Here is a 14,490-nt window from a genome sequence, read left to right as displayed (position 1 = left end):
CCCCTTAAGTGGTATGCCTGTAGCACCCTGCCGCTGAATCCTTTCTCCTATAAAAACCTGCCTCCGCCAGTCGCCTATTTGAGTCTTTTTTTCGGAAACCTCCTACACTCAAAACTACGTCCGTGCACCGCTTTGGGGGGCCGCCAGAAATTTGTCGAAACTTCTGTAATTGCTACAGGTCAGCTTATATAGATAGGCCGATGCGTTACGGTGCCCAGGCAAGCCGACTTATCCCTTTTAGACAATTCGCTGTCGGCGCGACCCGCCGATGTGCGCTGCGCTTGTGCGCTTGATCTGCAAGGGTTGGGGAAAACCGTTAGTAAGTAATTGGCCAGTAGCATTAATGTAATGGAGAGAACAATGATCAGTGCCGCTGTCGAGAACCATGGAGAGCGCTTTAACCGCCAGGCCCCAGAGCCTGCGCAGATGCCGGTATTGACGTCGACGAGCAAGGCACTTCAGACGCATTCTGTAACAAAACAAAAAGTTCTCTTTGTTACTTCTGAAATTGCTGATTTGGTTAAGACCGGGGGCCTGGGTGACGTATCTGCCGCCCTGCCCCGCGCGATGAGCCCGCTGCACGACGTTCGGGTATTGATACCGGGTTACCCTCAAGTGGTGAATAGCGATAACCCGATTCATGTGGTTGGTGAGTTGGGTGGGCATGCTGCTTTACCGCCCTGCAAGATTGGCCGTATGGACATGAAAGATGGCCTAGTCATCTACGTGTTGCTTTGCCCTGAGCTGTATGAGCGCGAAGGCACCCCTTACGGCGCGAACAACGGCCGCGATTGGCCGGACAACCATATTCGCTTTGCCCGCCTGGGCCTGGCGGCGGCCGAAATCGCTGCGGGCCAAGGCATGGTGCACTGGAAGCCCGACCTGGTTCACGCCCACGACTGGCCAGCGGGCTTGGCCCCTGCCTATATGCACTGGCGCGGCCTGAAAACCCCTACTTTGTTCACTATCCATAACCTTGCTTATCAAGGCGTGGTCAGCCGAGGCTGCTGCCCCGAGCTCGGCATCCCCGCCCATGCCATGCAGCAAGAAGGCCTGGAATTTTACGGCAAGTTGTCTTTCCTCAAAGCGGGTATGGCGTACTCCAGCCATATCACTACGGTAAGCGCCACCTACGCCGAAGAGATCACCACCCCCGAGTTTGGTTGCGGGCTGGACGGCTTTCTCAGCAGCAAAGCGCAGCAGGGCCAGCTCAGCGGCATTCCCAACGGCATCGACGATAGCTGGGAGTCGGCCACTGACCCGCATCTGGTCTGCCCTTTCAGTTTGAACGACTGGGACGGCAAGGCAGTCAATGCTGCTCATGTACGCGATTTGTTCGAACTCGAACCGTCCACCGGCCCGCTGTTTGCGGTGGTTTCGCGGTTGGTGTTTCAGAAGGGCCTGGACCTGACCGAAGGCGTGAGTGAGTTCATCGTCAATGCCGGCGGCCAGATCGCGATCATTGGCCGTGGTGAACCTGAGGAAGAGCAAGCCATGCGCGAGCTGGCCCTGCGTTTCCCCGGGCAGGTGGGTGTACGGATTGGCTTTAACGAAACCGATGCACGGCGCATGTTTGCCGGCAGCGACTTTCTGCTGATGCCTTCGCGCTACGAACCTTGTGGCCTGAGCCAGATGTACGCCCAGCGCTTCGGTTCGCTGCCGGTGGCCCGCCGCACCGGCGGCCTGGCCGACACCATCGAAGACGGGGTTACCGGGTTTCTGTTCGACGAGTCGAGCATCCCCAGCTATCAGGAAGCGCTACGCCGCGCTTTCTACGTGTTTGACCAGCCAGACCTGCTCAACGCCATGCGTTGCCGGGCCATGACGCAACCGTTCAACTGGTGCAAGGCGGTTCAGCCTTACGCCAAGCTGTATGACGAACTGGTCGGTAGATCAGTGGGTAAATCGGGCACTTATTAATCAGAGAAGAGGTTTCATCAATGCCGTCACGGATATCTGAAACCTGGTCTCATGGTGCAGTTGTTTTGGAATCAGGGTCCACCCGTTTTGCCCTCTGGGCGCCGGATGCGACCCAGGTCAGTGTAGAGATCGGTAGCGACGGCGATGCTCGTCAGTCCCTGCCGATGCAAGCCCAGGCAGACGGTTGGTTCGTCGTAGAAAGCCAGTGCCCGCCAGGCACTGCCTATCGCTACAAGATCGATGCAAAGCTGGAGGTGCCGGACCCGGCATCCCGCGCTCAGCAAAGTGACGTGCACTCCCCCAGCCTGGTGGTCGACCCCCATAGTTACACTTGGCAAAACACCGAGTGGCAGGGGCGCCCCTGGCATGAAACAGTCATTTATGAGTTGCACGTTGGGGCACTCGGCGGCTTTGCCGGCGTCGAAAGCCACCTGGCGCGCCTCGCTGACCTGGGCATCACGGCCATCGAGCTGATGCCCATCGCCGAGTTCCCAGGCGACCGTAACTGGGGTTACGACGGTGTACTGCCCTATGCGCCGGAAGCCTCCTACGGCACCCCGGACCAGCTCAAGCATATGATCGACTGCGCCCACGGCCACGGCATTTCAGTGATTCTCGATGTGGTCTATAACCACTTCGGTCCGGATGGCAACTACCTCGGTGCCTACGCCAAAGAATTCTTCCGCCACGATAAAACAACGCCCTGGGGCGACGCCATCGATTTCCGCCGCCAGGAAGTGCGTGACTATTTTATCGACAACACCCTAATGTGGTTGCTGGAGTACCGTTTCGACGGCTTGCGCTTCGACGCCGTGCACGCGATTGAATCGCCTAACTTCCTGCAAGACCTCGCCAAGCGGGTGCGCAGCGAAGTGGCGCCGGGGCGTCACGTGTTCCTTACCGTCGAAAACGAACACAACGATGCCGGCCTGCTGGAAGAAGGTTACGACGCCCAGTGGAACGACGACGGCCACAATGCCCTGCATGTGCTGCTGACCGGTGAGGACGAGGCTTACTACCAAGATTACGCCGAGCAAACCACTGAGAAAGTCGCGCGCTTCCTGGGCGAAGGGTTTGTCTATCAGGGGCAAGTGAACACATTTGGCGAGAAACGTGGCCAACCCAGTGGGCACTTACCTCCCAGCGCATTTGTGCTGTTCTTGCAGAACCACGACCAGATCGGCAACCGCGCATTCGGCGAACGCTTGAGCCAGCTGTGCTCGGACGATGCCCTGCGTGCTGCCACCGCAGTCCTGTTGCTGTCGCCAATGACGCCGATGCTGTTCATGGGTGACGAGTTCAAGGCCGCTGACCCCTTCCTGTTCTTCACCAGCCACCACGGCGAACTGGCCGAGGCCGTGCGCAATGGCCGGCGTGCTGAGTTCAAGGCGTTCGCCGCCTTTGCCGACCCAGAGCGCCGGGCGAAGATCCCCGACCCTAACGCCAAGTCGACCTTTACCGACTCCATTCCCGACTTCAGCGCCATGCAGCGCGAACCGGGAGCCACCTGGCAGGCGCTGTACAAACAATTGCTGGGCCTGCGCGCACGTGAACTGGGCCCTCGTTTGCCCGGTAGTCAGGCATTGGGCGCCGAGGTCATCGGCCCACGCGCGCTCACCGCCCGCTGGTGCCTGGGGGACGGCAGCGAACTGCGCCTGGACCTCAACCTGGGCGATACAGCGGTCACACCGAAAGCCCCCCTGCCCGCGCCCGAGCACCTGTTATTCGCGAGCCGCAGCGAGCCTTCGGCTGATGCCAAAGGGTTGGGCCCACAATTGGCCAGGGTCAGCCTGATCCCCGCCGACCAGGGAGCCTCGGCATGAGTGAAGACAAACTCGAGCACCTGGCCAAACTGGCCGGGATCGCCGTGGACTGGACCGACGCCAACGGCCGCGCGCAACGGGTCAGCCCCGAGGTACTGCGCAAGGTCCTGGCCGGCCTCGGCCACCCCGCCGACAGCCCCCAGGCGATTGATAGCAGCCTCGATGAACTGCAAGCAGCTGCCGGCAGCCATACGCTGCCGCCGCTGCTGACCGCTGACTACGGTCAGCCTCTGGACCTCAAAGCCTACTTCGCCCCTGGCACGGCCTGCCAGATAAGCCTGGAAGACGGCGCCTCCCTGGACCTGCGCCTGGACGACCACGCGGCTCTACCGGGCATCGTTCCGGTGGGTTATCAGGATGTGCGCATCGAGCAGCAACACTTTACCCTCGCGGTGGCGCCCGAGCGCTGCTACAGCGTGGCCGACGCTGTTGGCACTTCGGTGGCCCATGCTTGGGGCCTCGGTGTCCAGCTGTATTCCCTGCGCCGCGAGGGCGATGGCGGTTTCGGCGATACCCAGGCCCTCGAAGACCTGGTGCGCAGCGCCGGTGAACGGGGGGCTACCGCCCTGGCCATCAGCCCGATGCACGCCATGTTCAGCAGCGACAACCATCGCTACAGCCCGTACTCACCCTCTAGCCGCCTGTTCCTCAACAGCCTGTACGCAGCGCCGGGGTCAATTCTGGGCGAGCGTGCGGTGCGCGCCGCCATCGACGGCACCGGGCTGGGTGAACGCCTCAAAGAACTGGAAAGTCTGGAATTGATCGACTGGCCAGCCGCCGCGAGCCTCAAGCAAAAACTGCTGAAGACCCTTTATGAAGACTTCTGCAGTGGCGAGCATCCGCTCAATGCCGACTTCAGCAGCTTCCGCCACAGCGGCGGTGAAGCCCTGGAAAACCACTGTCGTTTCGAAGCCCTGCAGGCCCAGTGCGCCGCCGACGGCAAACCGCAGGACTGGCGCCAGTGGCCTGAACAGTGGCGGCACCCACGTAATGAGGCGGTCAAACAATTCGCCCGCGACCACGAAACCGAGATCGGCTACTACGCTTTTTGTCAGTGGCTGATCGACCGCAGCCTGGCCCGCGCCCAGGCCGCTGCCCGCGCCGCTGGCATGCAGGTCGGGCTTATCGCTGACCTCGCTGTGGGCGCCGATGGCGCCGGTAGCCAGGCGTGGAGCCGCCAGGAAGAAATGCTCGCTGACCTGACCGTCGGTGCGCCACCGGACGTGCTCAACAGAGCCGGGCAAAGCTGGGGTATTTCCGCGTTCTCCCCTGAAGGCTTGCAACGCAACGGTTTCCGCGCCTTTATCGAAATGCTCAGGGCTAACTTCGCCCATGCCGGCGGCCTGCGTATCGACCACATTATGGGCCTGCAACGGCTATGGCTGATCCCTAAAGAGGCCAAACCGGGCGAAGGCGCCTACCTGCAGTTCCCTATCGACGACATGCTGCGCTTGCTCACCCTTGAGTCCCATCGGCATCAGGCGGTGGTGCTTGGCGAAGACTTGGGCACCGTGCCGGACGGCCTGCAGGACAAACTCGCAGCGCGGCAGATCCTCGGCATGCGCGTGCTGCTGTTCGAACAGACCCAGACAGGCCAATTCAAAGACGTGCTGCAATGGCCTGACAACGCCTTGGCGACCACCACCACCCACGACCTGGCTACCCTGGACGGCTGGTGGAACGCGCGCGACATCGACTGGAATAACAAGCTCGAAATGATCGACGCCCAAACCGAAACCGACTGGCGCGCCAGCCGCGAACAGGAACGCCTTGGCCTACGCCAGCACCTGGCCCGCGACCCGGTGAACTTCCAGGGCGAAGGCAGGGAAATCGACCAACTGATCGACGCCAGTGTGCGCTTCATCGGCCACACCCGTGCGCCCCTGGCGCTGCTGCCCATCGACGACGCCCTGGGCGTGGCCGAACAACCTAACCTGCCCGGCACCATCGACAGCCACCCTAATTGGCGCCGGCGCTATACCACCCCCAGCCAAACCCTGTTGGACGACCCCGACTGCGCCCGCCGCCTGGAACTATTGGCGTGCGCAAGACAACAAGCCAGTGAGCGTGATCGATGAGTGTAATGACTGCCAGTGTTCGGCTACAGCTGCACAAGGATTTCACCCTGGATGACGCGGCAGCCCAAGTGCCGTACTTTCACCAACTTGGCATCAGCCATGTTTACGCCTCCCCCATTCTTAAAGCCCGCCCTGGCTCCATGCACGGCTACGACGTGGTCGACCCGACAGTGGTCAACCCGGAGTTAGGCGGCGAACCAGCGCTGGTTCGGCTGGTAGCCGCGCTACGCAAACACGACATGGGGTTGATCCTGGATATCGTGTCCAACCACATGGCTGTGGGCGGCGCCCACAACCCGTGGTGGCTGGACCTGTTGGAGTGGGGCCGACGCAGCCCTTATGCAGAATTCTTCGACATTCAGTGGCACTCGCCCGACCCAATGCTCGAAGGCCAACTGCTGCAGCCCTTTCTCGGCGACGATTACGGCACCGTGTTGAAGGCCGGCGATATCCCGCTGCGCTTTGATGCCCAACGCGGCGGCTTTCATATCGAGCATTACGAGCACCGCTTCCCCATTTGCCCACCCGATTACGTCGAGCTGCTGGGCGCCTCCGACAACCCCAAGTTAATCGAACTGGGCGCGCGCTTTGGCGCTTTGGCCGAGCGCGACGACGCTTACCTGCAAGCTCAGCCTCTGCGCAGCGAGCTGGCCGCGCTGGCCAGTGATGGGAAGATTGCCGACGCCATCGAGCATGTGCTGCAACAGTACGACTCACGCACCGAAAACGGCTTCAAGCGCCTGCACAATCTGCTCGAGCGCCAGCACTACCGGCTGGCCAGCTGGCGCACGGCCGGTGATGATATCAACTGGCGGCGTTTTTTCGATGTCAACGAACTGGGCGGCTTGCGCGTCGAGCGGTCGGCGGTGTTCGAAGCCACCCATAAAAAGACCTTCGAACTGGTGGCCAACGGCTTGGTCGATGGCCTGCGCATCGACCACATCGATGGCCTGGCCGACCCCCGTGGTTATTGCCGCAAACTGCGTCGGCGGCTGGACTCACTCAGCCAGCAGCGCCCTGCGAGCGCGCCATCGGGGCATTTGCCGATCTACGTCGAGAAGATTCTCGGTGCGGGCGAACAACTGCACCGGGATTGGCAAGTCGATGGCACCACCGGTTATGAATTCATGAACCAAGTATCGCTGTTGCAGCATGACCCAGCGGGTGAACAGCCCCTGGGCGAGCTGTGGAGCGAGATCAGCGGCCGTACCGCCGACTTCCACGAAGAAGCCCTGCTGGGCCGCCACCTGGTACTCAGTGGCTCGTTGGCCGGCGACTTTGAATCGGTAGCCCAAGCCCTGCTGCAAGTGGCCCGCAGCGACCTGATGAGCCGCGATATGACCTTGGGCGCGATCCGTCGCGCGCTGCTGGAGCTGATCGCCCACTTCCCGGTGTACCGCACTTACGTGAGCCCGTGCGGGCGCCCAGCCGAGGACGAGCCGTTCTTCCAGCAGGCTATGGAAGGTGCGCGGGCAACCCTGGGTGAGGCCGACTGGCCGGTGCTCGATTACCTGCAGCGCTGGCTCGGCGGCGAGCCCTGGCGCAAACTGCCGCGCGGCCGCCAGCGCAAGCTGACCCGCTTCGCCTGCGTACGCTTCCAGCAGTTGACCTCGCCTTCAGCGGCCAAGGCCGTTGAAGACACCGCGTTCTATCGCTCGGCAGTGCTGCTGTCGCGCAATGACGTGGGCTTCGAAACCGAGCTGTTCAGTGCGCCTGCGCAAGCGTTCGATCTGGCCTGCCAGCAGCGCCAGGCGGCGTTCCCGGCGAACCTGCTGGCCACCGCTACCCACGACCATAAACGCGGCGAAGACACCCGCACGCGTCTGGCCGTGCTCAGTGAGCGTGGGCCGTGGTATGCCGCTCAAGTCAGGCAGTGGCGGGAACTGGCTGCGCCGTTACGCGGGCGCTTTGGTGATGAGTCGGCGCCCACCGGCGGCGATGAATTGATGCTCTACCAAGCTCTGCTCGGTAGCTGGCCGCTGGAGCTGCGTGCCGACGACCAAGCGGGCCTCGAGGCCTACGCTGAACGTCTCTATCAATGGCAACAAAAAGCCCTTCGCGAAGCCAAGCTGATCAGCAGCTGGAGCGCCCCGAATGAGGCCTATGAAAACGCCTGCCGCACTTTTCTGGAGCATTTGTTGCTCTCTGATCAAGGCTTGCCCTTGCGCCAGGCCTTGGCCGAGGCCGTGGCGGCGATTGCGCCTGCCGGTGCTATTAACAGCTTCACGCAGACCCTGCTGCGCATGACCGCGCCTGGGGTGCCAGACCTGTACCAAGGTGCAGAATTCTGGGATTTCAGCCTGGTCGACCCTGACAATCGCCGCCCCGTCGACTACGCCGCGCGCCAGCGCAGCCTGGCCGCCGAGCCAGGCCCGCAGGAGAGTCTACGCGACTGGCACAGTGGCCAGCCCAAGCAGTTGCTGATCGCTCGCACGTTGCGCGCCCGCGCAGCCGACCCGGCGCTGTTTCTGCAAGGCGAGTATGAACCGCTCAAGATCGTCGGTACCCATGCCGACAAAGCCTTTGCCTTTGCCCGTAGCTATCAGGGGCGTTTGGCAATTACCGTAGTACCGCGCCTGGCCAGCAACTTGCTGGGTGAATCAGACGGCCCGATGATTGCACCCGAGCAGTGGGGCGACACGCGCGTCCTGCTGCCCCAGCATCATTCTTTGCCATCGTTGAAGGGACTTTTCTCAGACTTCGCAGTCACATCGGATAAGGAGTTGCCATTGAGCACTGCGCTGAAGGATTTTCCAGTCAATCTCTTCATACAAAGTGAGCTGTAACAGGAGTGTTTAAATGAGTGCTGACGACAAACGCATCAAAGAATTCGCTTATCAAATCTGGGAGTCGGAAGGTAAGCCCGAAGGCCAGGGCGATCGGCACTGGGAAATGGCTCGTAAGCTGGCGGAAGCCGAGGCTCTGGCCCCTTCCAAGCCCAGTAAAGCCAAGGCTGCTCCCAAGGCCAAGGCCGACAAGCCTGCGCCAGCGGCGGCCAAACCCGCGGCTAAAGCAGCCAAGCCTGTAGCGGCCAAGCCCAAGCCAGCCAAAGCTGCTCCTGCAGCGCCAGCGGCGGCTAAGCCTGCAGCGGAGAAAAAGCCTGCTGCTGCGAAAAAACCGCAGGCGGCGAAAAAGCCTCCTACCAGCTGAGCGGCCCCCGCTCACGCAATACCCCCACGGCGGTTCGGCGACTGGTCGCCCCCGCCTGGGCATCTCTCTACTGCGCCGCAGGCGAAGCCTTCCTAAGCTTCAGCGCGACCCAAAGCGCCGCTTCCGCTTGCCCGGAGTCTTTCCCAGGGGTCTTGCCCCTCACCTATCCAGCAAGGATTCGTTATGAGCCGTTCCCGCAAACCCACCCCTGCGCCAGAACTCGAACCTTCGCGCATTCGTGAGGGCCTGCCCTATCCCCTGGGCGCTACATGGGATGGCCTGGGCGTGAACTTCGCGCTGTTTTCGGCCAACGCGACCAAGGTTGAGCTGTGTTTATTCGACGCCGACGGTGAAGTGGAAATCGAGCGCATCGAACTCCCTGAATACACCGACGAGATTTACCACGGCTACCTACCCGACGCTCACCCAGGCTTGATCTACGGCTACCGGGTGTACGGGCCTTATGACCCGGAGAACGGCCACCGCTTCAACCACCATAAGTTGCTGATCGACCCCTACGCCAAGCAACTGGTGGGCAGCTTGAAATGGTCCGAAGCCTTATTTGGCTACACCATTGGCCACCCCGATGGCGACCTCAGCTTCGATGAGCGCGACAGCGCGCCGTTCGTGCCCAAAAGCAAAGTCATCGACCCTGCCTACACCTGGGGCCGCGACCAACAAGTGAAGGTGCCGTGGGACAAAACCATCGTTTATGAAGCCCACGTGCGCGGCCTGACCATGCGCCACCCCTCGGTGCCCGAAGCGGTCCGCGGTACGTTTGCCGGGATGATGGTGCCGGATGTGGTCGACCACATCAAAAAGCTAGGGGTCACTTCGGTGGAGTTGCTGCCCATCCATGGCTTCGTCAATGATCAGCACCTGCTGCAAAAAGGCCTGAACAACTTCTGGGGCTATAACAGCATCGCCTTCTTTGCGCCCCACCCGCGCTACCTGGCCAATGGCAAGGTGGCGGAGTTCAAGGAGATGGTCGCGCACCTGCACGACGCTGGCCTGGAGGTGATCCTCGACGTGGTCTATAACCACACCGCCGAGGGCAATGAGCAAGGGCCGACATTGTCCATGCGCGGCATCGACAACGCTTCCTACTACCGCCTGATGCCCGAGAACAAGCGGTTTTATATCAACGATTCGGGCACCGGTAACACCCTCGACCTGAGTCACCCTTGCGTCTTGCAAATGGTCACCGATTCGTTGCGTTACTGGGCCAGCGAGATGCACGTCGACGGCTTCCGTTTTGACCTGGCGACTATTCTGGGCCGTTACCACGACGGATTTTCCGAACGCCACAGCTTTCTCGTGGCCTGCCGCCAAGACCCGGTACTGCGCACGGTCAAGCTCATTGCCGAACCCTGGGACTGCGGCCCCGGTGGCTATCAGGTGGGCGGCTTCGCCCCAGGCTGGGCCGAGTGGAACGACCGCTTTCGGGACACGGTGCGGGCTTTCTGGAAAGGCGACGACGGCCAACTGGCCGATTTTGCCGGGCGCATGACCGGCTCTGGGGACATGTTCAACCAACGGGGGCGCCGCCCCTATACGTCGGTCAACTTCGTCACCGCCCATGATGGCTTTACCCTTAAAGACCTGGTCTCGTACAACGACAAGCACAACGAAGAAAACGACGAGAACAACCAGGACGGCACCAACAATAACGTGTCGTGGAACCATGGCGTCGAAGGTGAAACCGACGACCCGCACATCATCGAGCTGCGCTTGCGGCAAATGCGTAACTTCTTCGCCACGCTGCTGCTGGCCCAGGGTACGCCGATGATTGTGGCCGGCGACGAATTTGCCCGCACCCAGTACGGCAACAACAATGCCTACTGCCAGGACAGCGAGGTGGGCTGGGTCAACTGGGCCATGGATGAAAATGGCAAGGGCCTGCTGCGCTTCGTGCGCCGCCTGATCAAATTGCGTATGGCCTACCCTATTCTGCGGCGCAATCGCTTTTTGGTCGGTACCTACAACGAAGCCATTGGGGTAAAAGATGTGACTTGGCTGGCCCCCGACGCCAGCGAGATGACCACCGAACAATGGCACGACAGCCACGGCCGCTGCCTGGGCATGCTGTTGGACGGCCGTGCGCAAGTCAGCGGTATCCGCCGGCCCGGCGCCGATGCCACGCTGCTGCTGATCGTCAACGCGCACCATGACATCGTCCAATTCACCTTGCCGGAAGTGCCCGAAGGTGAGTACTGGAATTGCCGCATAGACACCTACCGCCCCGACCTCAACGAACACGAGCGCCTGGAGTTCGGCAGCGAGTTCGCGGTGACCGGGCGCTCACTGTTGCTGTTCGAATTGCATCGGGAAGAACAAGAATGACCACCGCCGCACACCTGGCCGAACTGGCCTGGCCGCCCCTGGGCTACCCCAACGCCGCCGCTCTGGCGCAGGCCATGGGCGCTTTGCAGCGTGCCGGCCATGACCGCCTGCCGTTGCCGGGCAGCGGCCAGACCCTGGCCCGCTGGCAGGCGCTGGCGGCCATGGGTGGGCACGACCTGGCCCTGTGCAAACTCTATGAAGGCCACACCGATGCCTTGGCGATCATGGCCGAACTCAACGCCCCGGCCACGCCCACTGGCAGCCTGTGGGGCACCTGGGCCGCCGAGCCACCCCAGGCCCGGGTCGAAGTACGTCGCACAACGGATGGCTGGCAGCTGCATGGCCGCAAAGCCTGGTGCTCCGGGGCTGCCGTACTCACCCATGGGCTACTGACGGCCTGGGATGAACAGGGCCAACAACAGTTAGTCGCCGTGGCCTTGCAGCAACCCGGGGTAGCAGTCAGCGACGGCGGCTGGGTCGCCGTCGGCATGGCCGCCACGGCCAGCGGCACGGTGCAGTTCGACGGCGCCCAGGCCAGCCTGGTGGGGGGCCCAGGAGACTACCTGGCACGCCCGGGTTTCTGGCAAGGCGCAATCGGCATCGCCGCGTGCTGGTTCGGCGCGGCCCGACAGTTGGGCCGAGTGTTGCAGGCGCATTGCGCGCAGCGCGACGAACCCCATGCGCTGGCCCACTTGGGCGCCGTGGACACGGCCCTGTATGCCGCAGCCTGTGTATTGCGCGATTGCGCCGAAGCGGTAGACCGCCAACCTGAGGCGGATGTCGCCCTGCTGGCCCGACGCGCACGCAGCGTAGTTGAACGCGTAGCGGAACAGGTGATCCAACATACCGGGCGCGCACTCGGTGCAGGGCCCTATTGCCAACAAGCACATTTCGCCCGGTTGATCGCCGATCTGCCGGTTTTTCTGCGGCAAAGCCATGCCGAGCGGGACCTTGCCCACCAGGCGCGGCTCCTCGACACTGGCACCCAAAGGATCTGGACGCTATGAAACCCAACCCCATCGTCGGTAACGGCACATCCCTCCAGGCCTGGAAAGCTTCCCAGCATTTGGCGGCCCTGCCCACCATCGACGCCGCCACGCTGGTGCCCGACGGCTGCCGCGCGGTGATCATTGCGCCTCATCCCGACGACGAAGTGCTCGGCTGTGGTGGCTTGTTGCAGGAACTGGCACGCCTGGGCCGGGCCATCCAAATTATTTCCGTCACCGACGGCAGTGCCAGCCATCCAGGCTCGCAGCGTTGGTCGGTGGAGCGCCTGAGTGCGATAAGGCCCCAGGAGAGCGCCGAAGCCCTGCGCCGGCTGAAGCTCCCCCTGCACAGCTTGCAGTGGATTCGTGGCGGCTTTAGCGACAGCCAGGTGGCTGCCCGCGAGGCCGAGTTGACTGAATTCATCACCCGTTATTTGCGGCCCAGTGATGTGGTATTCGCCACCTGGAGCGAAGACGGCCATTGCGACCACGAAGCCGTAGGCCGCGCCAGCGCGGCGGCGGTGCAGAAGGTCGGCGCCAGATTGCATGAGCTGCCGATTTGGACCTGGCATTGGGCCGAGCCCGAAGACTCCTCGATCCCCTGGCAGCGCGCGCACAAGATCCCCTTGGACATTCATTCCGTGGCCCGCAAGCGCCACGCCATGCACGCCTTCGCCAGTCAGCTGGAGGGCGACCCGGACATCGGTTTGCCGCCGGTGTTGGCTGACCATGTCTTGGAACGGCTGCTGCAACCGTTTGAAGTGGTTTACCTATGAGCGTCGAGGACGGTTATTTCGACGCCATGTTCCAAGCCAGTGACGATCCCTGGGCGATGCGCCAACGCTGGTATGAGCGGCGCAAGCGCGCCCTGCTGTTGGCCTGCCTGCCCCTGGAACGCTACGCCAGCATCTTCGAGCCCGGTTGCGCCAACGGTGAAACCAGCGCGGCCCTCGCCGAGCGCTGTGACCACCTGTTATGCCACGACACTTCGCTGCCCGCCGTCGCCCTCGCCCGCCAGCGCCTGGCAAGCTTTGCTCATGTCCAGGTGGAGCACGCACGTTTGCCGCGCGACTGGCCCGATCAGCGCTTTGACCTGATCGTTCTGAACGAACTCTGCTATTACCTTGATGCCGCTGACCTGGACCGAGTGATCGAGCAGGCCCGCGCTTCGCTGACCAGCACGGGCCAGGTATTGGCCTGCCACTGGCAAGCGCCGATCGAGGGTTGCCCCCTGAGCAGCGCCCAAGTGCATGCCAAGCTTGACCAACAACTGGGTATGCAGCGCTTGCTCAGCCACGAGGAAGCCGACTTCCGCCTGGACCTGTGGGCTATGGATGCGGCCTCGGTCGCCCAGCGCGAAGGCTTGCGTTAGTGCCTGTCAATCACCGAGAGCGCCCGTGACCATCGACCGCCCAGATCCCCTGCCCCGCGAGACACGGCCGGTGCACCAGCTACGGGTGCTGACGGTCAACACCCACAAAGGCTTCACGGCATTCAACCGCCGTTTCATTTTGCCGGAGCTGCGCGAGGCGGTGCGCAGTACCGGTGCCGACTTGGTGTTCCTGCAGGAAGTGCTCGGCGGCCACGACCGCCATGCTTCGCGGGTGATGAACTGGCCCAGCACCTCGCAGTACGAATTTCTCGCCGACAGCATGTGGAGCGATTTCGCCTACGGGCGCAATGCGATTTACCCTGACGGCCATCATGGCAATGCCTTGTTGTCCAAGTACCCGATTCTGCAGTATCGCAACCTCGATGTGTCCATCACCGGGCCAGAGCGACGCGGCCTGTTGCACTGTGTATTGCAGATACCGGGGCACGAACGGGTACATGCGATCTGTGTGCACTTATCGCTGTTGGAAAGTCATCGGCAATTGCAGTTGGCGTTATTGCGGCAGTTACTTGAGGGGTTGCCAGCGCACGACCCGGTGATCATTGCGGGCGATTTCAATGACTGGAAGCTCAAGGGCAACGCGACCCTGACGGCCCCTGGCGACCTCCACGAGGTGTTTCAGTACCACTACGGGGTGCTCGCTAAAACTTACCCGGCACGCCTGCCGCTGCTGCGCCTGGACCGTATCTATCTGCGCAATGCCACCAGCCACGGGCCGCGGATTCTGGGCAATAAGCCTTGGAGCCATTTGTCGGATCATTTGCCGCTAACGGTCGAAGTCAACCTTTAGCGGCTGC

General features: G+C 62.3%; 10 protein-coding genes. All 10 read left to right on the top strand.

Annotated elements, in window-relative coordinates; genetic code table 11:
* Positions 1–426 precede the first annotated feature (426 nt).
* The 10 genes from glgA (at position 427) to QCL65_RS11695 (ending at position 14,483) form a co-directional block, all read left to right on the top strand.
* The gene (gene glgA / locus QCL65_RS11740) at positions 427–1,920 is read left to right on the top strand and encodes a glycogen synthase GlgA (protein ID WP_407316812.1); all 1,494 of its coding nucleotides are present in this window, start codon (positions 427–429) and stop codon (positions 1,918–1,920) included.
* 20 nt (positions 1,921–1,940) lie between these two features.
* The gene (gene treZ / locus QCL65_RS11735) at positions 1,941–3,743 is read left to right on the top strand and encodes a malto-oligosyltrehalose trehalohydrolase (protein WP_407316381.1); all 1,803 of its coding nucleotides are present in this window, start codon (positions 1,941–1,943) and stop codon (positions 3,741–3,743) included.
* On the top strand, positions 3,740–5,821 hold the full coding sequence (gene malQ, locus QCL65_RS11730) for a 4-alpha-glucanotransferase (RefSeq protein ID WP_407316380.1): 2,082 nt from the start codon (positions 3,740–3,742) through the stop codon (positions 5,819–5,821). Before treZ ends, malQ begins: the two co-directional genes overlap by 4 nt.
* Positions 5,818–8,607, top strand: a complete 2,790-nt coding sequence (locus QCL65_RS11725) for a malto-oligosyltrehalose synthase (RefSeq protein ID WP_407316379.1) — start codon at positions 5,818–5,820, stop codon at positions 8,605–8,607. The genes malQ and QCL65_RS11725 overlap by 4 nt, the downstream gene beginning before the upstream one ends.
* A gap of 13 nt (positions 8,608–8,620) precedes the next feature.
* Positions 8,621–8,971, top strand: a complete 351-nt coding sequence (locus QCL65_RS11720) for a DUF2934 domain-containing protein (RefSeq protein WP_407316378.1) — start codon at positions 8,621–8,623, stop codon at positions 8,969–8,971.
* Between the two features lie 183 nt (positions 8,972–9,154).
* A complete protein-coding gene (gene glgX / locus QCL65_RS11715; protein WP_407316377.1) occupies positions 9,155–11,314 on the top strand; it encodes a glycogen debranching protein GlgX in 2,160 nt (719 codons plus the stop codon).
* On the top strand, positions 11,311–12,321 hold the full coding sequence (locus tag QCL65_RS11710) for an acyl-CoA dehydrogenase (protein ID WP_407316376.1): 1,011 nt from the start codon (positions 11,311–11,313) through the stop codon (positions 12,319–12,321). The genes glgX and QCL65_RS11710 overlap by 4 nt, the downstream gene beginning before the upstream one ends.
* The gene (locus QCL65_RS11705) at positions 12,318–13,076 is read left to right on the top strand and encodes a PIG-L deacetylase family protein (protein ID WP_407316375.1); all 759 of its coding nucleotides are present in this window, start codon (positions 12,318–12,320) and stop codon (positions 13,074–13,076) included. Before QCL65_RS11710 ends, QCL65_RS11705 begins: the two co-directional genes overlap by 4 nt.
* Positions 13,073–13,672, top strand: coding sequence for an SAM-dependent methyltransferase (locus QCL65_RS11700; protein ID WP_407316374.1), 600 nt, complete (start codon positions 13,073–13,075; stop codon positions 13,670–13,672). The genes QCL65_RS11705 and QCL65_RS11700 overlap by 4 nt, the downstream gene beginning before the upstream one ends.
* Positions 13,635–14,483: an endonuclease/exonuclease/phosphatase family protein gene (locus tag QCL65_RS11695; RefSeq protein WP_407316373.1), complete on the top strand. Its 849-nt coding sequence runs from the start codon at positions 13,635–13,637 to the stop codon at positions 14,481–14,483. Before QCL65_RS11700 ends, QCL65_RS11695 begins: the two co-directional genes overlap by 38 nt.
* Positions 14,484–14,490: the final 7 nt, after the last annotated feature.

Origin of the sequence: Pseudomonas sp. nanlin1 (assembly GCF_045571515.1) — a bacterium.
Lineage (GTDB): Bacteria > Pseudomonadota > Gammaproteobacteria > Pseudomonadales > Pseudomonadaceae > Aquipseudomonas.
This window is presented reverse-complemented; position numbering and strand designations above follow the sequence as displayed.